The organism is Shewanella sp. SM101, assembly GCF_025654465.1.
In the GTDB taxonomy this organism is placed as follows: Bacteria; Pseudomonadota; Gammaproteobacteria; order Enterobacterales; family Shewanellaceae; genus Shewanella; species Shewanella oncorhynchi.
In genome coordinates this window covers 86,748-107,831 of record NZ_JAKKRH010000005.1, presented here as the reverse complement: position 1 = coordinate 107,831, position 21,084 = coordinate 86,748, and the positions used below count along the sequence as shown (strand labels likewise).

The following is a 21,084-nucleotide window of genomic DNA, read 5'->3' as shown; positions in this document are numbered from 1 at the left end:
ACTTGATGTCGCTAGATTGCTCCGTTTTCTTGATTTTTTCTCCATAGGTGATGAGGGAAGAATCATATTTAACAGTGGATATATCGAATAGATAATTTCAGCTTACTGTTCATGCTGTTGTCATCTGCGTCATTAAAGCTAAGCTCATTAGTATTTAGCTCAGTTATCTAAAGGATTTATATGGTTGAACACATTACTGGCATGCTAGCGCTAATTGGAGTGCTATCGTTATTTTGTCAATGGCTTGGCTGGAAACTTCGGTTACCAGCGATTTTACCCTTGTTGCTATGTGGGCTCACTTTAGGCCCTGGGCTTGGATTCCTCAATCCTGATGCGATTTTTGGTGATTTGCTTTTTCCGATTATTTCCCTCGGGGTCGCCGTGATTTTATTTGAAGGGGCTTTGACTCTTAACTTCAAAGAAATCAAAGATCATGGTCGTATGGTGACGCATCTTGTGACTATCGGTACCGTGATCACTTGGGCCTGTATCAGTACGGCCACCTTTTATTTATTGGATTTTAGTTGGGAAATTGCATTGCTCTTTGGGGCGCTAGTGGTAGTGACTGGGCCTACGGTTATCGTGCCAATGCTCAGAAGTGTGCGTCCTAAATCCCAGCTGGCGAGTATTTTGCGTTGGGAAGGTATAGTGATTGACCCAATAGGCGCGCTGCTCGCAGTGTTAGTCTTTGAATACATAACTGTTGCCAGCGATCAAACGACGCATGTGCTCTATGCCTTAGGCTCTATGTTGTCCCTCGGATTAGGACTTGGCGCAGTAGCGGGTTATCTAACGGGACAAATCTTAAGACACAACCTATTGCCACACTATCTGCGTAATACCGCCGTTTTGACCTTAATGCTGGGTATCTTTGTCGGCTCGAACCTATTACAAGAAGAATCGGGCTTATTGACTGTGACGGTTATGGGCATTTGGCTTGCGAATATGCGTGGTGTGGATATTGCTGAAATCCTTGAATTTAAAGAAACATTAACCGTACTGTTGATTTCTGCACTGTTTATTTTACTGGCGGCGCGATTAGATTCTAACGCCATGCTCGGCTTAGGTTGGGGTGGACTGGGTGTTTTAGCGGTGACCATGTTATTGGCACGACCGCTGAGTATTTGGGTTTCTGGTATCGGCACATCTCTGTCGAAAGCGGATAAGTGGTTTTTATGCTGGATTGCCCCTCGAGGTATTGTGGCCGCGGCGGTATCTTCTTTATTTGCAATCAAGTTAGAAGCCAACAATGTGCAGGGCGCAGATGCAATTGTGCCCTTAGTGTTCTTAATTATTATCGGCACTGTGGTGGTCCAAAGTTTAACGGCGGGACGTTGGGCACGATTTCTTGGGGTTAAAGCCGATTCTGCCCAAGGTTTATTGATCTTTGGTGCCTCTAAATTTTCCAGAGAGTTAGCGAAAATTTTAAAAGCCAAAGATGTCAAAGTGCTACTGGCTGATAATAACTGGGACAATATTAGGCTTGCGCGTATGGATAATATTCCAGTGTATTTTGGTAATCCTGTTTCGGAACATGCTGAAAATTATATGGATTTAACTGGAATTGGCCGTGTGTTGATTATTTCACCTTACCGACAGTTAAACCCGTTAGTGAGCTTTCATTTCCAAGACTTTTTTGGTGCTAAAAAAGTTTTTGGTCTTAATAATACCGAAGTAGGCAGTGCACGCCACCAGCTCTCTGAAAGTTATAAGCAACGTTTATGTTTGTTTGGTGATGCAGTGTCGTATGCCAAGATAGCCAGCCTAATGGCGAAAGGCGCTCAACTTAAAGTAACGAATTTAACCGAAAACTTCAGCTTTGAACATTTTCGTAAACGTTACGGTGAGACGGCAATACCACTGGTTTACCTGACGAAAGAAGGTAAGGTCGTCGTTGTTTCGGGTAATGATACCGTATTTCCGAATTGTATTGAGCTAATCAGTCTATTGCCAATTGAAGCTTTAGAAGAAGCCAAAGTGCAGCAAGCGATTGCAGAGCGGGAAGCCCAAGAAAAAGCAGCAGAATCTGCTTTAGCAAAGGTAAAAGCGGAAGAGGAGGCCGAGCGATTAAAGCTTGAAACGGCTCAAGCTGATGTTGCTACTGAAGATAATACCGCTGATGCACTACAAGCTGTAGATGAGACCTTAGTAAAGAATTAACCTAGGCTGCTATTGCGTTTAATGCTGCCTAATGACTTGAGTCGTGTGATTGGTTATAGGCATTAAAAAAGGAGGCTAATTAGCCTCCTTTTTGTGGTTTAAATCTTACTGAGTGGATTACGCAGCACGTTCCTGTGAAGTGTTTGAAACCACTTCTGGGCGCAGTTCTGCTGGGTCAAAGTCATCAACGTTGATTGATTTCATACGACCAATTTCCGCTCTTTCCAGTAATTGCACTTCGGCATCGCTTAACACACCTAAGGCTTTACCTTCTGCGGCAACTTTATCTAACCACATAAATGGTAGACGTTTACCGCTCGCTTTACAGACTTTGTCGTGCAGCGGTTCAGACGCGATGATGTCGAGTAGTGTTTGTTCTTGGATCCCCACAGCATTGTGCTCAGAATTAGTCCAGAACTGGCCTTTACCTAAACGGTTACGGCTTTCACACGGTGTTTGCATGATCTTAGCGACTTTATGATCTAACACATCGCTTGGGCGTTTCAGTGGACGACCGAATGGGAACATCACCACACGTAATGCGCCGCCAAGGCCCATAGGGAAGTTATCCAGTAAATCGTCTAAAGAAGCTTGTAGCTTGTATAGCGCATCTTCAACTGCCCATTGTACTAATGGCAAGTCGTCGGTTTGACGGCCTTCATCTTCATAGCGTTTCAGCGTGGCTGATGCCAGATACAGTTGGCTCAGTAAGTCACCTAAACGGGCAGAGATACGTTCTTTACGTTTAAGGTTGCCGCCCAAGGTTGCCATGGCTAAGTCAGAGAGCAGGGCAAGGTTGGCACTGAAACGGTTCATCTGTTGATAATAACGCTTGGTTTTATCTGAATAAGGCGCGTTAGAGAAACGGCTTGATGTCAGACCTAACCAGAAGCTACGGATGAAGTTACTGGTCGCGAAACCAATGTGACCAAAAATAGCTGCATCGAAGTTAGCTAAACCTTGACCCGATTCAGTATCAAACGCTGACTCCATTTCTGCGAGTACATACGGATGGCAACGAATTGCGCCTTGGCCGTAGATGATCATAGAACGGGTAAGGATGTTTGCACCTTCAACAGTAATTGCGATAGGCGCAGCTTGGTAGCCACGGCCTAAATAGTTATTGGGGCCAAGACACACGCCTTTACCGCCGTGAATATCCATGGCATCGATAACGCATTTCTGCATTCTGTCTGTCAGGTGATATTTTACAATCGCAGAGATAACCGACGGTTTTTCACCTAAGTCGATACCTGTAGTGGTCAACGTGGTTACCGCATCCATCAGATAAGCGTTACCGCCGATGCGTGCCATTGGCTCTTCGATACCTTCAAGCTTACCGATAGGCAATTTGAACTGACGACGAATGCGAGCATAAGCCCCTGTTGCCAGCGCTGCGGTTTTCACGCCGCCAGCTGAGTTTGATGGCAGTGTGATACCACGGCCCACTGACAAACATTCCACCAGCATGCGCCAGCCTTGACCAGCCATTTTCGGGCCGCCAATGATGAAGCTTAATGGCACGAATACTTCGTTGCCGCGAGTCGGACCGTTTTGGAACATGCAGTTGAGCGGGAAGTGACGACGACCCGTTTCTACTCCTTCCACATCGGTAGGGATCAAAGCACAGGTGATGCCGAGTTCTTCTTTATCACCAAGTAGATGTTCTGGATCGCGCAGTTTGAAGGCTAAGCCTAATACTGTCGCGACAGGCGCTAAAGTGATGTAACGCTTGTTCCAGGTCAGTTTCATACCCAGAACTTCTTCACCTTCCCATTGGCCTTTACACACAATACCAAAGTCAGGAATCGAGCCTGCATCGCTACCGGCTTCTGGGCTGGTCAGTGCGAAACAAGGGACTTCTAACCCTTTGGCTAAACGCGGTAAATAATGGTTTTGTTGCTCTGGCGTACCGTAATGTTGCAGCAGCTCCCCAGGGCCTAAAGAGTTAGGTACGCCAACAGTTGAAGCCAATTCACTACTTAAGCCCGCCAGTTTTTGTAACACGCGAGATTGGGCATAAGCTGAATATTCTAAACCGCCGTATTTTTTCTTAATGATCATGGCGAAGAAACCGTGATCTTTCAGATATTGCCATACGTCGGCAGGCAGATCGGCAAGTTGATGTGACACTTGGTGTTGATTCACCATGCGGCACACTTCTTCAACAGGGCCATCGAGGAAGGCCTGTTCGTCTGCACTTAAACGCGCAACTGGGTAGTTATGGAGTTTTTTCCAGTTCGGGTTACCCGCAAACAGATCCGCTTCCCACCAAGTGGTGCCGGCTTCAATCGCTTCTTTCTCTGTTGAAGACATTTCCGGCATGATGCCGCGATATACCTTCATCAGTGGACGACTGATCACATTTTGTCTAAATGCACTGATATTAAACGGCAGCGCGATCACGAGGAAAACGATCCAAGAGATAGGGCCGACAACATCGAGTGTCCATCCTGCTGTCATCACAACAGCGGCTGTAATAGTGGCAGTGAGCAAAGATACCCGAAGGTAAGCTAGGGCTCCTAGCACTAAGATCATGGCGATGATCCAAAGTAGGGTAGTCACTGTAATTCTCCTTAAATATGACCGAGTGCCAACCACAGGTCATAGAGTGTTTTATTGATTGCGATCACAATTATAGTTTGTGGTCAGACCTGTGTCGCATAAAAGTTAAACCTAAGAGAATTTTAATACAAGTATTTTTCAAACAATTGTTTAAATTATTTGTCAGCTTTGATCATTCCACAAATGTCATCAACTAGTTACAATGCCAACAAGTAGTTTTTTTGATTGATGATAGGCGAGAAATATGTGCGAGTTACTGGCGATGAGCGCCAATGTGCCAACCGATATTGTGTTTAGTTTTACGGGATTAGCACAACGTGGTGGTGTAACTGGTCCCCACGTGGACGGCTGGGGTATTACTTTTTACGAGGGGAAAGGTAGCCGTACTTTTAAAGATGCTTGCCCGAGTAGCGAATCGCATATTGCAAAATTGATCAAATCCTACCCGATTAAAAGTGAAGTGGTGATAAGCCATATTCGCCAAGCGAATCGCGGCTGTGTGTCTTTAGAGAATACTCATCCTTTTACCCGCGAATTATGGGGACGTTATTGGACCTATGCCCATAATGGTCAATTGACGGATTATCTGCCCAAGTTTCATGTCTCGCGCTATCAACCCGTAGGCGATACCGATAGCGAACTTGCTTTCTGCTGGATTTTGGAACAAGTCGCCCAGAAGTTTGGCGGTACTAAACCTGAAGATATGTTGGCTGTGTTCCATTACGTCGCAACATTGGCCGAGCAAATCCGTGCGTTAGGTGTGTTCAACATGATATTGAGCGATGGCGAGCATTTAATGAGCTATTGCAGTAATAACTTATGTTACATCACTCGCCGCGCGCCGTTTGGTAAAGCGAAACTTATCGATACCGATGTGGTGATTGATTTTGATAAGGAAACTACCGCCCATGATGTGGTGACTGTGATTGCGACTCGCCCATTGACCGAGAATGAACAGTGGCGCGTTATGCAGCCGGGTAACTGGAAGCTGTTTAGATTGGGTGAGCTGTTAATCGATCTCTGATGCTATGCCGTTGAGCGAAATAATGAGGGCGAGCGGATTTACGGTTGATTTTGTTTTGTTCAGGTCACTTTATTAAAAAGTTCGAGTCAGTATCTGACACATCTTCTAGCAATCAGTGATGAGTGATGAACCATTAGCGATGAACATTAACCGAAACCGAACTTAGAGGTAGGCCCTAAGTTCAGTTAGATTTAGATATAGTTCAGTTAGGTATAGTTCGGTTGGGTTTTATTCGATATTAGTTTGGCTTTAGTCCAGTACTTTTATACTAAGGCTTTGTATCATTAGGTTAAGTTCATACATCTTAACTCAATGCCTTACATCTTAACTCAATGCCTTACATCTTAACTCAATGCCTTACATCTTAACTCAATGCCTTACATCTTAACTCAATGCCTTACATCTTAACTCAATGCCTTACATCTTAACTCAATGCCTTACCGATTAACCTTCAGTCGTGCCGAGCAGTTTAGGCACTAGCGGTTTCTCTGCAATGTCTGCAGGTATGGTTTCTTGGTTCGGCACTTCATCGAAGTGATACTTCAGCAACTTAATATCGAGCTGCTTACTGCCTTTTTCAAAATGTGTTAACCGCACGGGCAAATATGCTAAGTCAGGCGCCATCCAGAAGAAGGTTTGACGCTTTTTATTGTCACGCACGACTTCAATTTTGACTGTGTCGTAACTGCCGCTGTCGATGTTCATTCGTTCTTTACCGATCACATGAAACTTGTATTCATCGACTTCGTTGTCCTTGACCATCTTATAGTCGAGCACTTCTTTGCCCGCCATCATATCTAGCCTAAATTGCAACTGCACCATAAGAGGATCAAAGATTTTATCATCATAGGGAAACTTGCCTTTTTCATCTTTGTAACGTGTATGAATAAAGCCTTGAGCTTTGGCGAATGCGGTTTGCTCCGTGTAATTAGGCCCGACACCTTGGCGTTGTTGTAAGTAACGCAAAGGACTGAGCTGCGCGTCATTTTGAGTAAATTCACTCAAGATGTGACGCACATCGGTTAACAATAACAGGCTGAGATCGCTATCAAAACGATACTTAAACACGCCATCTTCGGCATTGGGTAGCGTGTATTTGGCTTTTCCTAATTCAATGTCTCCATAGTTGACTTGGTATTCGGCCGTCTGCGGTGTTAGCGGCGTTGGCGCTGCCATGGCAAACATACTTTGAGTGAGGACGGTAAAACTCACTAATAATGTGGGAATGGTACGCAAAGAATGCTCCTTGGGTCGCAGGTTTTCACCTTGTATCACTACAGAACGGTCGGTAGTGGTTGATAAAAAAGTGTCGAGTAGCATGCTTACTTACACAGTTCTGGGTCAATCAGTTGAGCATAAATCAATTATCGGATCGACTGTAAGCAGGTTATAGCCGAGGACGACGTTTCTGTAAATAGAGATGTAAATAGTTTATGGATCAATATATTAAACTAAAATGGCATTGCCATGACTAAAGTCACCAGATCCGGGCGCCACTCGTATTCAGACAAACTAATTTTGCCGCAGTTCACTGTTATCCCTTCAATTCTTAATAATTCCATCTGTTCTTGAAAGAAGGTTGAATTTTTCTCGAAGGATATTTTGCCTTGACTATTGAGTACCCTATGCCAAGGGAGTGACAAATGTTCGGGAGCTGCTTTCAGCGCTTTTGACACATAACGCGCTCGTCCCGGTAATCCTGCATAATCGGCTATTTTGCCATAGCTGCTGACTTTACCCTGCGGGATCATAGCGACGATATGCCAGATTTTCGCCATAGGAGACATATCCACTGCTTGGGGCTGTTTTCTCGCTACACTCTGTTTATCTTGTTCAAGATATTGATACAGTGGTGATTTTTCTTTAGGAAACGATGCCATTGAATTGTTAACCCTCAGCTTAATGGTATTGATACCAATCACATTAAATATCTAATCAGTTCAAAGCCTCACAGGTATTTAAATCCCAGGCGCATTGACGCAGAAATGGTTATTCTCTTTTAAGTCAATGCAACACCGGAGTGGGGATACCTGTGAGGCTCCCAAAGGGCGGGTTTCAAAACGCTTATACTGCGTTTAAGGCTTTCGACAGAGCACCACTATGCCTTCAAGCCTTCGCCTTGTCTAAAGCGCGTTGAATTCCCGCTGAATGAACAGATATTTAATACAATTGGTATGACTCACAAAGAATCACGCTCAAAAACTTTTGCTTGATGAGTTCACGCTAGTGTAACGGTAAAGCGTGGCTTAGCGGAAGATGTGAGGGTATTTGGTATTTAAAGGATTAAGCACTTCTCGATATTTTTATCGGCTAGCTCGATTACTAACAAAATATTTAAACTGTTTTTAGCTTAAATATTGTGTAAATGGTCAAATAGTCCATAATAGCGCCAATTTTTTTGACTCGATGAGAGAAGATAACTGGCATGGCTGTACTCGATATTCTAACTATTCCCGATGAGCGCCTTAAACGTAAAGCGCAACCTGTAAAAGATATTGAAGCTGTTCAGGGATTTATCGATGATTTAATCGAAACCATGTATCACACGGACGATGGTATCGGTTTAGCGGCAACTCAAGTCGGCAGTACAGATGCAATTATCGTGATCGATTTATCTGACGGTCGCGACCAGCCTTTAGTGCTGATTAACCCTGAGATTGTTGAAAAGTCAGGTGAATTCGTCGGTGAAGAAGGTTGTCTGTCTATCCCAGGTTATCGCGCTAAAGTGTCACGTTTTGAAAAGGTTAAAGTGACAGCCTTAGACAGAACGGGCAAGGCTATCGAAATCGAGACCGATGAGTTTTTAGCCATAGTGTTGCAGCACGAAATCGACCATTTGCATGGCAAAGTATTTATCGAACATTTATCCATGCTAAAACAACAAATCGCCCTTAAAAAAGTGCGTAAATACGCTTAACTTTTGACTTAAGTTGTATTTTAGAGAATGGTTGTACCTATTGATTAGCCGCATTTATAGTGCGGCTTTTTTGTATTTAAAATCTAATCAAGGAAGATTAATGCTGTGATATGTGAACATAACAGCTTGTTTTTACTCTGATGAATGGATAAGGTAACCCAAAATCTGCATTATACCAATCGTATTAAATATCTGTTCATTCAGCGGGAGTTCAACGCGCTTTAGACAAGGCGAAGGCTTGAAGGCATAGTGGTGCTCTGTCGAAAGCCTTAAACGCAGTATAAAGCACGTTGAAACCCGCCCTTCGGGAGCCACACAGGCATCCCACTCCGGTGTTGCATTGGCTTAAAAGGGAATGACCATTTCTTCGTCAATGCGCCTTGGATTGAGATGCCTGTGAGGCTCTGAACTGATTAGATATTTAATGTGATTGGTATTATTGTAGGTTCAGTTTTCATCATTAACAGCAAGTGTATGGATACGGTAGGGAAACAAATGAAACATAAGGTAATAGCCTGTGGCATAGCCTCATTCGCAATGCTTTCACTGAGCGGTTGTAGTGCATTTTTTAACGGTAATACCACGGAGAAAAATGCGGTATCGAGTAGCTTAGTCGAATATTTATACCCTGATGAGAAGAGTCGCCAAGCCCAGCAGCCATCCTTACCTGTGCTGCGTTTACCTATTACCGTCGGCATCGCTTTCTTGCCTTCGTCCCATTGGCAAGCCGATGCAATTGATAGCCGAACTCAGATGGCCTTACTTGATAAGGTTAAAAAATCCTTTGTCAAATATGACTATATTGATCGTATCGAAGTGATCCCAAGTACCTATCTTAAAAATGGTAAAGGTTTTGAAACCTTGCAGCAGGTTGCTCGCCTGCATGATGTTGATGTTATGGCATTGGTTTCTTACGATCAATTGATGCAAAGCCACGAGAACAAATCCGCCATCCTTTATTGGACTATCGTGGGCATGTATTTAATCCCCGGCAATGAAAATGCGATTCAAACCTTTGTTGATACAGCCGTTTTCGATATGCGTAGCCAGAAGATGTTATTTAGGGCGCCAGGTATTAATCAGTTAACTGAAAGTTCAACCGCTGTTGGCGTGACGACAACCCTAAGAGAGAAATCCTACGAGGGTTTTGATCTTGCGGTGAACGACATGATAGTCAATTTAGATGACGAGCTTGCCCGTTTTAAAACTCGGGTTAAGGAAGAGCACGTTGCCACCATTGAACATAAACAAGGTTACAGCGGCGGTGGCAGTTTATCCCTATTAATCCTTTCACTATTGGGAATTTTGTCACTCGGCCGTTTTACCATCTGCCGAGAATAGTTGAACTCATTTATCAGGGGTGAGGTGAACGAAAAGGAGTTTCATCTTTTGGCCATTCCTATTTCGGGCTTTGTATTAAGTTCTTATCACTCCTTTACCCTATGTTAAATGGGCTGATTGAAACATTAAGGACTTAAATATAATGACAGACATTATTGATAGAATTGTTTATGAAATCGAGGATGTTGAAGAGGCGGTAAACCTTGTAAAAACTATCTCGTCAGCACATGAATTGTATGCCTTATTGGACCATTATAATTGGGATGATGGTAATGAGATTCCTATTGCAATTGCGGATCATCCATTATGCGAGTTAGCCATTGCCATAAAGCTATTTTGGCTTGCTGAAGCGATGGATTGGTTAGAAATGAATGAGCTAAATGAATTAATTCCAACAAATGAGGTAATAGAACCTTATCAACAGGAACATTATGATTTCGCGGTCATGCTGACTAAGCGAATTTTAAGCGGTTATTATCAGGTGAAAACAGTTTCTCATACTGAAAAAATAACAAAGACGGCGCAATATTTTCTTAAGAAGCGTGGGGTGCCTGAGATTTTGTATCAACCTATTGTGGTATGAGTGTAGAGGTATACGAAGTTGTATTAGCCTCACCATTTATTTTGTAGCTTCTGTCCGTAAACATTTCTATAAACCCCAAATCATATCCTTACAAAATAGGGCAGTGCGATCAGGGCGATGCCGATAGCGATAAGTAACGCGAGATAGGTGACAAAATAGGGATAAATCATCAGGGTGAGGCCAACGACTAAAGGGATGGGTGCAACTTGGCGTTTGCCATAGGTGAAAAAGCCAAGACCAAAGAGGCTAAAGACTAAACTCCATAGTAATAATGCTGGATTATCAAACATCTTGAGTTCCTAAATGGTTAGCCTAGGTAGGCTTTGACCTTATCACAGCGTCAAACTGGTCAATCGATTACTTAAACTATTGGTTAAACGGCTGCGTCGTTTTATTGAGTCTAATGCTGACTATCCCGTAGCGTAATTAAGCTTTATTCATCTTATTGCTGCGATGTTGCCTTATTTTACTCGTGCTATAGCTCATATAACTCTAAGGGTAAGCCGTCGGGATCGCTAAAGAAGGTGAATTTTCTGCCTGTGTATTCGTCAATGCGGACGGGTTCAACGGTAATGTGATGGCTATGAAGATGTTCGATGGCGGTTTCAATTGATGCTACGCGAAAGGCGAGATGCCTAAGTCCACAGGCTTCGGGATAGCTTGGTCGTTTGGGTGGATTATCGAATGAAAATAACTCAATTTGACTCTTATCGGCCAGTTGTAAATCAAGTTTATAGGACTTACGTGCCTCTCGGAAATGCTCTGCAAGCACGGTAAGGCCAAGAATGGTTACATAAAAGTGTTTGGACTTTTGATAGTCGCTGCAAATAATCGCTGCATGGTGAATGCCGAGTAACATTGCTTTCCTTTGTGATTTTTAATGGTTGATCAAATAAGATAGAAAGGTTTGAGAGTATAACGGTTAAAAAAAGATAGCGTCACAGTTTAGCGTGACGCTATCGGTCGATTTCACTTTTTAGCTCACCTAGGCTTTTTGCTCGTTTAATCTTCCAGCTCGAATATGGCTGAAGACAGCGGTGCAAGTTGCATCTGAACTTGTCCTTCACCTAGTTTGACAACCAACTGTGCTTTATTGTCTTCCAGCAAATCCTTAAGTGAATAGGTACCATCCGTTAATTGCCATTGGTCGATAAGTGGCTTTGGTAGCTTAAGGGATAATGGCTTTGCTTGAGTTTGATTAAAGTTATTCACAATAATCAGTTTTTGGCTCGTTTTATTGGTCGTATCTTCCTCAAAGCGCACAAAGGCAAAAGTGCTGTCATCATAACCCGTTGCACTGCCATGAGTATCCATTGTGGCGGTTTGTGCGCTGCGGTTGGCGGCATCGAGCGAGTAATACTCTCCTAAGAGCGCAGGTACATTTTTACCTGTGCTTAGGTTCAGTAATTTTTGATAATAAGTCCGCAAAGTGACTTCCTTTAGGGTTGATTGTCCACCATCAAACTTGCCATTGTTCATCCAGCGCTGATGGGCTGGGACGCCAACATAGTCAAAAATACTGGTGCGTGATGCATGACCAAATCCTGGGTTGTCGATGGCGGCTTCTCCCACTTCTTGGCCAAAATACACTAACGTCGGTGAAGTGCCTATCGTTGCCGACACTACCATAGCGGGTAGGGCATAGTGTGGATTCACGGCTTGGGTTGCCGTGGGCTTATTTGTATGTGGCGATGCTAAAAATGCTGCATTACCAATACGTTGCTCGTCGTGGTTTTCTAAAAAGTGCAGCATGTGAGATTCAATATCCTGCACTTTTTCCTGTTCTGCCGCGATATTAGCTGTGCTGATTTTACCCGCCATCACGGCTTTGAGCGTGTCGTAAAGGTCAACCTTATCGTACAGATAATCCATTTTGCCAAGTTGGATATAATCTCGGTACAAGTTAGGGTTATAGACCTCGGCCAAGATAAAGGCATCGGGATTTGTGTGTTTTATCTGACTATTGAGATAACTCCAAAACTCCACTGGCACCATTTCGGCCATATCATAGCGAAACCCATCGACACCTTTCGCTAGCCAATACTGGGCAATCTGATTGAATTTAATCCAAGAGCTTGGGAGCTCGGCTAAGTGTTGTTGCCAAAAAGCGTAATGCTGTGCCTGCGTTAAAGTGGCGAAATTGGCTGGCAGGCGAGGGAAGTCATAGGTGCCATCGGGGCGTACGCCGTAATTGATTTTAACGGTCTCGTACCAATCATTGGCATCGGGCTTGGCTAAGCGTGAGCCATTGCCAGTCCATTTTGCGGGAAATTCGTTGAATTTGCCGTCACTTAAGGGGTGAGTTTCTCCGCCCAGCGGTTTAAGCTCTGCGGGTAAGCTTGGTACCTCAAACGCATGCGCTTGTCCCTTTGCCCCCTCCGAGCCATTATAAACATCAACTTTATCAACAACGTAATAGAAGTTGTTGTTTTTGGCGTACACCAGACTGGTATCATCATCTTCGCCAAAATCGCGCACGCCTTGGGGTTTACTCACGGATTGATAATGGCGCGCCACATGGTTTGGCACGATATCGATAATCACTTTTAAGCCGTGGTGATGGGTACGGGCAATGAGCGCTTCGAACTCGACTAAACGGTTGGCGGGATTGACCGCCAGATCTGGGTTGACGTTGTAGTAATCTTTGACTGCGTAGGGTGAGCCCGCGCGTCCTTTGACCACATCGGGATCATCAGTACTCACGCCAATCGCGCTGTAATCACCAATCAATGCATGGTGGGGAACGCCCGTGTACCACACATGGGTAACGCCTAGGTCCTTGATGCTATTGAGTGCAACATCGTCGATATCATTAAATTTGCCGACGCCATTGTCGGCAATCGTGCCCCAAGGTTTGTTGGTTGGATTTTTATTGCCATAAAGGCGAGTAAAGATTTGATACACCACAGGTTTAAGCGTCATAACCTCACTCTCAGACTTTGGTAGTAACTCATTATCAAGCGTCTGCGTTGATGTATTTGCATTGATCGAGAAGCTAAAAAGCGAGGCAGTTAATAAAGAGGCGCTGAATAGAGCGTTTAAACATAAGCTGAGTGATGACTGTCGGCGCTGCTGGGTTTTTGCTGCTTTGGTTATAAGTAAAGCCACTATGGGAAATTTAGCCTCTTGGGGGCACTGAATCACTCGGGAATAGATAGGCGATAAAAAGCTCAAGACTGAATTCCTTTTAGGGTTGAGTTTTTGATTGGGTGAGTTGTTTGAGCCTGAGTTAAATCGCTAGCTGAGTAACTCATATGATTAGAGGTTTGACGGCTAGATAAGCCAGTATTTAGCTGCGGTCTTGCTTTAAGCTCAAGGATAGTGACACCTGCATGGGGTAATGCTAGCGCTTGATTGAGTGAAACTGTGTTGCCACTGATGATATCTGTAGCGGCGCGGTTATCGCCAAGTACACTGGCAAAGCGGTTTACATCTAGCGTGACTGCTTTGTCATTTTTATTGTAAATCACCATGACTTTGTCGGCCGAGGGCTGAGTACAGGCGTTGTGTTGGGTTTGAGAATCGTGTTGAGTTAGTGACTTAAGCTCTTTAGCATTTAGGTCAGCTGATAATGGGTCATTCAATAAGCAACGAAATTGCACATAGATGCCATCCTGCGGCACAAAGTGCAGTAGATCGCCCGATTGCAGCGCAAGGGATTGTTTACGGTAATTCAGTAGCGTACGGACAAATTGCTGCGCTTGTTGTTGAGGTTCACTCAGTCCTTTGCCCGTAAAGGCGTTAATGGCACTGTTGGCAAAGCCGCCGGGGAAATCACTGCGCACAACACCATCGTGACGACCTTCGGTTGGGCTGGTCATCAAGACTTCAGTGCCGTAGAACAGCTGTGGAATGCGTTTGGCGGTCAGCACATAGGTGAGGGCCATCTTGTATAAGTCTATATTTTCTTTCACTAAACTGAAAATCCGATTGGTGTCGTGATTGCCTTCAAATAACACTAGCTGACTGGGTGAGGCATACACAACATCGTTGGCTAACATCTCGTAAAGTGTGATAAAGCCTGTGTCCCACGCCTCTGGCTCATTAAGGCTGGCAATCAATTTTTCATATAGCGGGAAGTCCATCAAACTGGGTAAATCTGAGGTATAGCCATCGGCATTGATTTTGCCCTTTTGCCAATAGGACACTGTGATGGGGTTTGCGGTCCATTCTTCGCCAACAATATTAAAATTTGGGTACTCAGCCATTACGGCCTTAGACCATTTAGCGAGAAACCCTTTGTCGGCGTAGGAGTAAGTATCTTCACGTATCCCCGAAAGTCCTGCGTACTCGACCCACCAAATACTGTTTTGGATAAGATAGGTTGCCAGTTTTGGATTGCTTTGATTTAGATCTGGCATAGTGTCGGTAAACCAGCCGTCGACAAAATCAATATGATCTTGCGCTGCCGCGTAGGGATCTTGCACTGTCGTGCGCCTATGGCTGGTGAAACGGGGGCTGGTAACGCTGGATTTAATAGCACTGGATTTAGTATCGGCAGACTGCATCAAGTCAGGCTTGGATTTGCGATTATGTAGCTGCGTTTTTGTGGCATCGTTCAGCCAGTCTTGGCTAGGTAAATCGTTGAGCCACCAATGGTTAGAGCCGATATGATTCACCACAACATCTTTAATCACCCCAAGGCCAAGCTTGTTAGCCTTAGCGACTAAGGCTTTATAATCTTCGTTGCTGCCAAAGCGGGGATCGACGCGGTATAAATTGGTAATTGAGTAACCGTGGTATGAATACTGGGCTTGATTATTCTCAAGCAGCGGATTGATCCATAACTGAGTCACCCCGAGCTTTGCCAGATACGCTAAGTGCTGGCTGATCCCTGCTATATCGCCGCCATGGCGAGCATCGGGATAGTTGGGGTTGCTAGGATTACTTGGATAGTTAGCCGCAACTTGCTCTAACATATCGGCCTGACTGTCATTACTGGTGTCGCCATTGGCGAATCGGTCCGGCGTGATAAGGTAAATCACATCCTTATTGCTAAATCCTTGGCGTTCACGGCTACCTTTAGCGCGCCCTTGCAACGTATAGGGCAGGCGATAAAGAGGTTTATTGGCTTTTGAAGCAGAGTCAGTGCTGGAAATCACTAGTTCAAAGGTTTGCGGCGCAGCTTGACTCAGATCTAAATTGATAAACAAATAGTGAGGGTTATCAGTGTGCTCAAGGCTTTTAAGTGTGATGCCTTTTCCTTGGATATCAAGCTTAATCTGCTGCGGTAAGCTTGGAAGTTCGCGGCTATACAGCATCAGCTGTAACTCAGGGTTCTGCATCCCCGCCCACCAAAACGCGGGTTCAAGCTTAACGTCCGTCGATATATCTTGCTTAAAGGTGTTTGCATAGGCCGTATTAGATGAAGAGCAAACCAAGCATAAATAAAGCGCTATCATTAGGTTTTGACGGATCATAATGTAAGCCTTTTAAAGAGAAATAAGTAAAACGTGCTGGCATGATGAATGTTAGAAATACTGAAATCTGCATAAGCAAAAGCCTGCTTCTTAATTGAAGCAGGCTTTATTCTGGGTAGCTTATAAAGAGTAACTTAACCCTAGGAAGTACTGTCTACCGAAGTATTGGATTGTTCCTGTCTGATGTTCCTCACCAAAATAGGTTTTGTTCGGTTCATCAGTTAAGTTATTAATTTGGAATAAGAACTTAAGTCCATTTTCCAGAGCGTATGAAGCTTGATAATCCACAATCGTTTCGGCATCGAAGAAGGCGAGTTGTGATTCAACTGCCACTTGTTCTGAAACATAGCTGCTACGATATCTCATGCTTACGCGAGTATCGAAACCATCCAGAGTATAGAACAAGGTGGTGTTGAGTACGCTTTCTGATAAACCTGGTAATGGAATGGTTAAGTTTGAACCACTTAAATCTGTGGTAAATTCCACTTCACTGTCTGAATACGAGTAGCTGCCAGTGAAGCCAAGACCGCTGAGTGGCGAGGGCAAGAAATCAAATATTTGGGTATAACCTAACTCAACACCACGAATGTAGCCGCCATTGTCGTTGTTGATTGCAGTTTGATATTGACCCAAATTTTTATTAACAGGATAAGTGACGCCATTATCAACTACTGTATCTGGGACAATAAAACCTTCAGATTCAAAATCAAATTCAGTGATAGTGAAATCGTTGATGAAAGACTTGATGTCTTTATAGAACAGAGCTATCACCACGGCGCCTTCACTGTCTTCGAAATAATGCTCGTAAGACAGATCGAATTGATCGGCATAGAAAGGATCAAGCAAAGGGCTGGTGTTACCCCAGGCATTGTATGTCTTATAGCCTTTGTTTTCGTCGGAATACCAGTTGCCTCGTCCTGATTTCAGCTTATTGATCGGAGGACGAGCCATCACAGAGGCTGCGGCGAAACGCAGTTGATCATTTGACGTCAAGTGGAAGTTGAGGTTGAGTGATGGTAAGTAGTCTGTGTAGGTCTGACCGATTTCATTGCGGATATAGTCAGTGCTGATAACACCCTTTTCGTCCGCGATAGGCTCGCCCAAACCGAAGCCGATTTGTTGCAGACCTGTGCTGTTCTGATCCGTGTGAACCACTCGCAGCCCTAGGTTACCTGTTACTTTGACATCACCCAGATCAAACTCTAGATTGCCCTGTACATATCCTGCCAGTATATCTTCATTAACGGCACCGCTTTGGATCATGGTCCAGTTATCCGACCAGTTAGCCGTCGGATTAAATGGGCCTTGACCCGTCGCTGCCAATTGATTGTTGACCAGCTCCACAGCCTTGTCGAAATCGATCGATAGGAAGCTGGGGTAGCCTGAAAGTTCACCACCGAAATTGACTATATTTGTCATGTCATCATTTAACACCAACACTGGTTGATTGGCGGGGTTAGTGTCAAATTCGAAGCCGTAGCCTGCTTGAGAGCGCTGGGCGTTGAATTCACGTTTTGAGTAGCGTGCGCCGAAATCGACAGAACTCAGGAAGGATGAGTCCAGCACATAGTTAAAGTCTAACTTGTAGGCGACAAGATCATTTTGTTGATCGTATGGCCACATACCCACTTCTTTTAAACCCAAGGTCGCGGTATTGGTATAGTCGTTTGAAAAGCTGACATCGGCAGGGCTTAAACCATGTAGTTGATAATTAATTGATTCGGCTGAGCGTACTTCATTACCTATATCATCATATAAAACGGCACGAGTGCCGCCGTTGACGAACTCACCATCGGCTTTTGAATAGCTCACATCACCTGCGACAGTTAATGCGCCGCCATTATTCCACTCAATATTGACTGAGCCTGATGTCAGTTCTGAATATTTTGAGTCGTTATCATTGATAACAAAAACGGCAAAGTTATCAGTACCATCAGTTGATACCGTTCCGCCTGTCATAGAACCATTTTCGACAACCGCATCACTAATAGTACCGTTTTTTAATGACTTAACGCGAAAGCCTCGGGCAAAGTTTTCGGAAGTGAATTTTGAATGGAATAAATCACTTTTTACACTGAGATTGTCTGTTGGTTGCCAATGGATAGCAGCCATATAACCATCACGTGTATCATCACCGCCTTTTTGCTGTAACTCAAAACCTTCACTGATTGATTCGGCAGCACCGTCGCCATTGACATCTTTTTTATCGTCGTTGAAACGTAAACCAATGAATTGACTGGCAACATAAGGTTGGTACAAATGGGCATAGCCTAGCGCCACACCGAGTGTATCTTCAAGGAATTTGCCTTGATATGCAAAGCTAAGACGGTTGCCATATTGATCGGCATCGGAAATCTCATCCGCTCTGTCATTAAAACTGCCGCGAGCATTGATATTAAATGATTGGTCTTTGTCGCTTTTTAAGGGATCTGCGGTTTTTAATTCTACCGTACCGGCGACGCCTCCTTCAATCAGCGAGGCTTTTGGTGTTTTATAGACGGCGGCTTGACTAATTAATTCGGATGGATATTGGTCAAACTCAATCGCGCGTTTACCGCCCGTTGTCACTTGTTCGTGTCCATTAAGCGTTGCAAAGACGAAATCACCATCAAGACCTCGAATATTGAGGCCGCTTGCTTGTCCACCAGTGCGCACAGCGGTCACGCCTGGTAAGCGAGTCAGTGCATCAGCGATTGACTGATCGGGAAGGGCGCCAAGATCATCTGCTGAAATCGATTCAGAGACGGTATCTCCAAAGCGTTTATCATTTAGTGATTTGATGACACTGGTTCTAAAGCCTTTAACTTCAATAACCTCAATAGCAGCTTCTTTTGCTTCCTTATCTGTAGTCACTTCATCTGCCGCATAGGAGTGCATACTGGCACCTGCGGCGATGAGCGCTAAGGTTAGCAAACTGGGTTTAAATCGCATCATATCTCTCTTCCCCTTGGAGTCGCTTTATCGCTTTGTAGAGCGTTTTATCGTTATCACCGCGTTATTTTTGCGGCCTTTTTTTGGTATATGGGCGCTTAATTGACTGCATAAGTGCTGCGTTTATGACCAAATTGTTATGCAACGGTGAAGATACTACTCCCGAGTTTCTTAGCTGAACAACAGAGTGCATACGTATTCAATACCTAGCAGAGTTAAGAATAGACTGTGATAGAGGGTGAACTCAGGGAATAAAATGATTTTATTTTGTAATCAAGTGACTGTTACTAAAAAGTAAATTTCATTGTGATGCCATGTGACTATTGGCTGCATCTTCTGCATACGTATGCAGGTGTATTGAACCTTATTTCCCTCTTCACGTATGCTCGGTAACACAAAAGAAGCCGCGATGACTTTACTCTGCAGTAACAAAACGATAACTGTTTGCTTGAGTGTGTCAGGGAAAGTTCGCTGTAGAATAATGATAAAAGGGGCAACAATGAGTGAGTTAACGTGGTGGCGTGGTGCAGTGATTTACCAAATTTATCCGCGTAGCCTTTTAGATACTAATGGTGACGGCGTCGGGGATTTACGCGGCATTATCATAAAGCTGGATTACATTGCGAGTCTCAATGTCGATGCCATCTGGATTTCACCTTTCTTTAAATCTCCTATGGCAGATTTTGGCTACGACATCAGTGATTACCGCGAAGTTGACCCTCTTTTTGGCACTATGCATGATTTCGATGAATTGATTGAAAAAGCCCACGGTTTAGGTATTAAGGTCATTATTGATCAAGTATTAAGTCATACCTCGGACCAACATGCGTGGTTTATTGAGAGCCGCGAGAACCGTTCGAATCCCAAGGCGGATTGGTATGTGTGGGCCGATCCTAAGGAAGACGGTACAGCGCCTAACAACTGGCTCGCGATTTTTGGCGGTTGTGCTTGGGAGTGGGAACCGCGCAGACAGCAATACTATTTACATAACTTCCTGCGTAGTCAGCCCGATATTAATTTCCATCATCCCGAAGTGCGCCAAGCTGTGCTGGATAACGTTGAATTTTGGCTTAAAAAGGGGGTAGATGGCTTCCGCTTAGATGCCATTACCTTCTGTTATCACGATGAACTGCTCAGGGATAATCCGCCAAAGCCTAAGGATAAACGTCAGGGCCGTGGTTTCAGTGAAGATAACCCTTACGCTTATCAATACCATTACTACAATAATGACCGTCCGCAAACCATCGCTTTTATTGAAGATTTACGAAAGCTCATCAATCGCTATCCAGGAGCGGTGACCTTAGGCGAAGTCTCGGCCGAAGATTCTTTGGCTGTAATGGCTGCCTACACTAAGGGCGAAGATCGCCTACATATGGCCTATAGTTTTGAGCTATTAACCGACGATTACAGCGCCGCTTATATTCGCCAAACCGTAGAGGCTTTGGAAGCGAGCATAGGTGATGGCTGGCCATGTTGGGCTATCGGTAATCATGATGTGCAGCGCGTAGCGAGTCGTTGGGGGCAAGGTAAGCAGAATTCAGACATGGTCAAAATGCTCAATGCCATGCTAAGTTCGCTGCGCGGCAGTATATGTAGTTATCAAGGTGAAGAACTCGGTCTAACTGAGGCGCCAATTGAATACCATGAGCTGCAAGATCCTTTTGGCAAAACATTTTGGCCTATGTTTAAGGGGCGTGATGGTTGCCGTACGCCAATGCCGTGGCAGCAAGGCGCTGACTTTAGTGGTTTTAGTGATGTTTCTCCTTGGCTGCCAATTCCACCTGCGCACCAAGCGTTAGCTGTGGATGTACAAGAATCTGATGCTGATTCTATGCTCAATGGTTATCGACGTTTTCTGGCTTGGCGTAAGTTACACCCAGTGTTAGTTGAAGGTGATATTAAATTTGTTGATACAAAGGAGCCCATTTTGGCCTTTGTTCGCACCTTAGGCGATATCAAAGTGTTTGTGGGATTCAATTTAGGTGATACCGAGGTCGAGTTTGATTTCTCTGCATTTGAACTCAGTGAGTCGCTGACGGGACATGGCCTTAAAACCGCACAAATAGAACACAATCAGCTGAAGTTTTCGGCATTTACCAGCTTTTATGCAGTGTTAAAGTGAAAATGATTCATTTTTATTCGG

General features: G+C 44.3%; 15 protein-coding genes. 6 read left to right on the top strand and 9 right to left on the bottom strand.

What is annotated here, in order from left to right:
* Positions 1 to 180 precede the first annotated feature (180 nt).
* Complete coding sequence (locus L5M38_RS04310; protein ID WP_263166310.1) at positions 181 to 2,160, top strand: cation:proton antiporter; 1,980 nt, start codon at positions 181 to 183, stop codon at positions 2,158 to 2,160.
* A gap of 117 nt (positions 2,161 to 2,277) precedes the next feature.
* Here L5M38_RS04310 and fadE read toward each other — a convergent pair whose 3' ends face one another.
* Complete coding sequence (gene fadE / locus L5M38_RS04305; protein WP_263166309.1) at positions 2,278 to 4,725, bottom strand: acyl-CoA dehydrogenase FadE; 2,448 nt, start codon at positions 4,723 to 4,725, stop codon at positions 2,278 to 2,280.
* Positions 4,726 to 4,969: 244 nt separating this feature from the next.
* Between fadE and L5M38_RS04300 the strand changes: the two genes are divergently transcribed.
* Positions 4,970 to 5,749 carry a class II glutamine amidotransferase gene (locus L5M38_RS04300; protein WP_113939616.1) on the top strand — a complete coding sequence of 260 codons (780 nt, stop codon included), beginning with the start codon at positions 4,970 to 4,972 and terminating at the stop codon, positions 5,747 to 5,749.
* 444 nt (positions 5,750 to 6,193) lie between these two features.
* Here L5M38_RS04300 and L5M38_RS04295 read toward each other — a convergent pair whose 3' ends face one another.
* Positions 6,194 to 6,985, bottom strand: a complete 792-nt coding sequence (locus tag L5M38_RS04295; RefSeq protein WP_263166307.1) for a DUF3108 domain-containing protein — start codon at positions 6,983 to 6,985, stop codon at positions 6,194 to 6,196.
* A gap of 215 nt (positions 6,986 to 7,200) precedes the next feature.
* The gene (locus L5M38_RS04290) at positions 7,201 to 7,629 is read right to left on the bottom strand and encodes an MGMT family protein (RefSeq protein ID WP_113939618.1); all 429 of its coding nucleotides are present in this window, start codon (positions 7,627 to 7,629) and stop codon (positions 7,201 to 7,203) included.
* A 545-nt stretch (positions 7,630 to 8,174) separates the two neighbouring features.
* Here L5M38_RS04290 and def point away from each other — a divergent pair.
* Positions 8,175 to 8,666, top strand: a complete 492-nt coding sequence (gene def, locus L5M38_RS04285) for a peptide deformylase (RefSeq protein ID WP_011789520.1) — start codon at positions 8,175 to 8,177, stop codon at positions 8,664 to 8,666.
* Positions 8,667 to 8,798: 132 nt separating this feature from the next.
* Here the strand turns inward: def and L5M38_RS04280 are convergent, their stop codons facing one another.
* On the bottom strand, positions 8,799 to 8,981 hold the full coding sequence (locus L5M38_RS04280) for a hypothetical protein (RefSeq protein ID WP_168825101.1): 183 nt from the start codon (positions 8,979 to 8,981) through the stop codon (positions 8,799 to 8,801).
* 180 nt (positions 8,982 to 9,161) lie between these two features.
* On the opposite strand from L5M38_RS04280, the gene rhlP reads away from it, so the two are divergent.
* Together rhlP and L5M38_RS04270 are read left to right on the top strand one after the other, a co-directional pair.
* Positions 9,162 to 10,007 carry a rhombotarget lipoprotein gene (gene rhlP, locus L5M38_RS04275; protein WP_263166304.1) on the top strand — a complete coding sequence of 282 codons (846 nt, stop codon included), beginning with the start codon at positions 9,162 to 9,164 and terminating at the stop codon, positions 10,005 to 10,007.
* 142 nt (positions 10,008 to 10,149) lie between these two features.
* Complete coding sequence (locus L5M38_RS04270; protein WP_263166302.1) at positions 10,150 to 10,590, top strand: DUF4274 domain-containing protein; 441 nt, start codon at positions 10,150 to 10,152, stop codon at positions 10,588 to 10,590.
* A gap of 80 nt (positions 10,591 to 10,670) precedes the next feature.
* Here the strand turns inward: L5M38_RS04270 and L5M38_RS04265 are convergent, their stop codons facing one another.
* From L5M38_RS04265 to L5M38_RS04245, 5 genes are all read right to left on the bottom strand, one after another.
* A complete protein-coding gene (locus tag L5M38_RS04265; RefSeq protein WP_263166299.1) occupies positions 10,671 to 10,880 on the bottom strand; it encodes a hypothetical protein in 210 nt (69 codons plus the stop codon).
* A 185-nt stretch (positions 10,881 to 11,065) separates the two neighbouring features.
* On the bottom strand, positions 11,066 to 11,449 hold the full coding sequence (locus tag L5M38_RS04260) for a VOC family protein (protein ID WP_113939623.1): 384 nt from the start codon (positions 11,447 to 11,449) through the stop codon (positions 11,066 to 11,068).
* Between the two features lie 143 nt (positions 11,450 to 11,592).
* Positions 11,593 to 13,764, bottom strand: coding sequence for an alpha-amylase family protein (locus L5M38_RS04255; RefSeq protein WP_263166297.1), 2,172 nt, complete (start codon positions 13,762 to 13,764; stop codon positions 11,593 to 11,595).
* Positions 13,761 to 16,010, bottom strand: a complete 2,250-nt coding sequence (locus L5M38_RS04250) for a glycoside hydrolase family 13 protein (RefSeq protein ID WP_263166295.1) — start codon at positions 16,008 to 16,010, stop codon at positions 13,761 to 13,763. The genes L5M38_RS04255 and L5M38_RS04250 overlap by 4 nt, the downstream gene beginning before the upstream one ends.
* 120 nt (positions 16,011 to 16,130) lie before the next feature.
* Positions 16,131 to 18,944, bottom strand: coding sequence for a TonB-dependent receptor (locus tag L5M38_RS04245; RefSeq protein WP_263166293.1), 2,814 nt, complete (start codon positions 18,942 to 18,944; stop codon positions 16,131 to 16,133).
* 496 nt (positions 18,945 to 19,440) lie between these two features.
* Here L5M38_RS04245 and L5M38_RS04240 point away from each other — a divergent pair, with 496 nt between their 5' ends.
* Complete coding sequence (locus L5M38_RS04240) at positions 19,441 to 21,063, top strand: alpha-glucosidase (RefSeq protein WP_263166291.1); 1,623 nt, start codon at positions 19,441 to 19,443, stop codon at positions 21,061 to 21,063.
* The last annotated feature ends 21 nt before the right edge of the window (positions 21,064 to 21,084 follow it).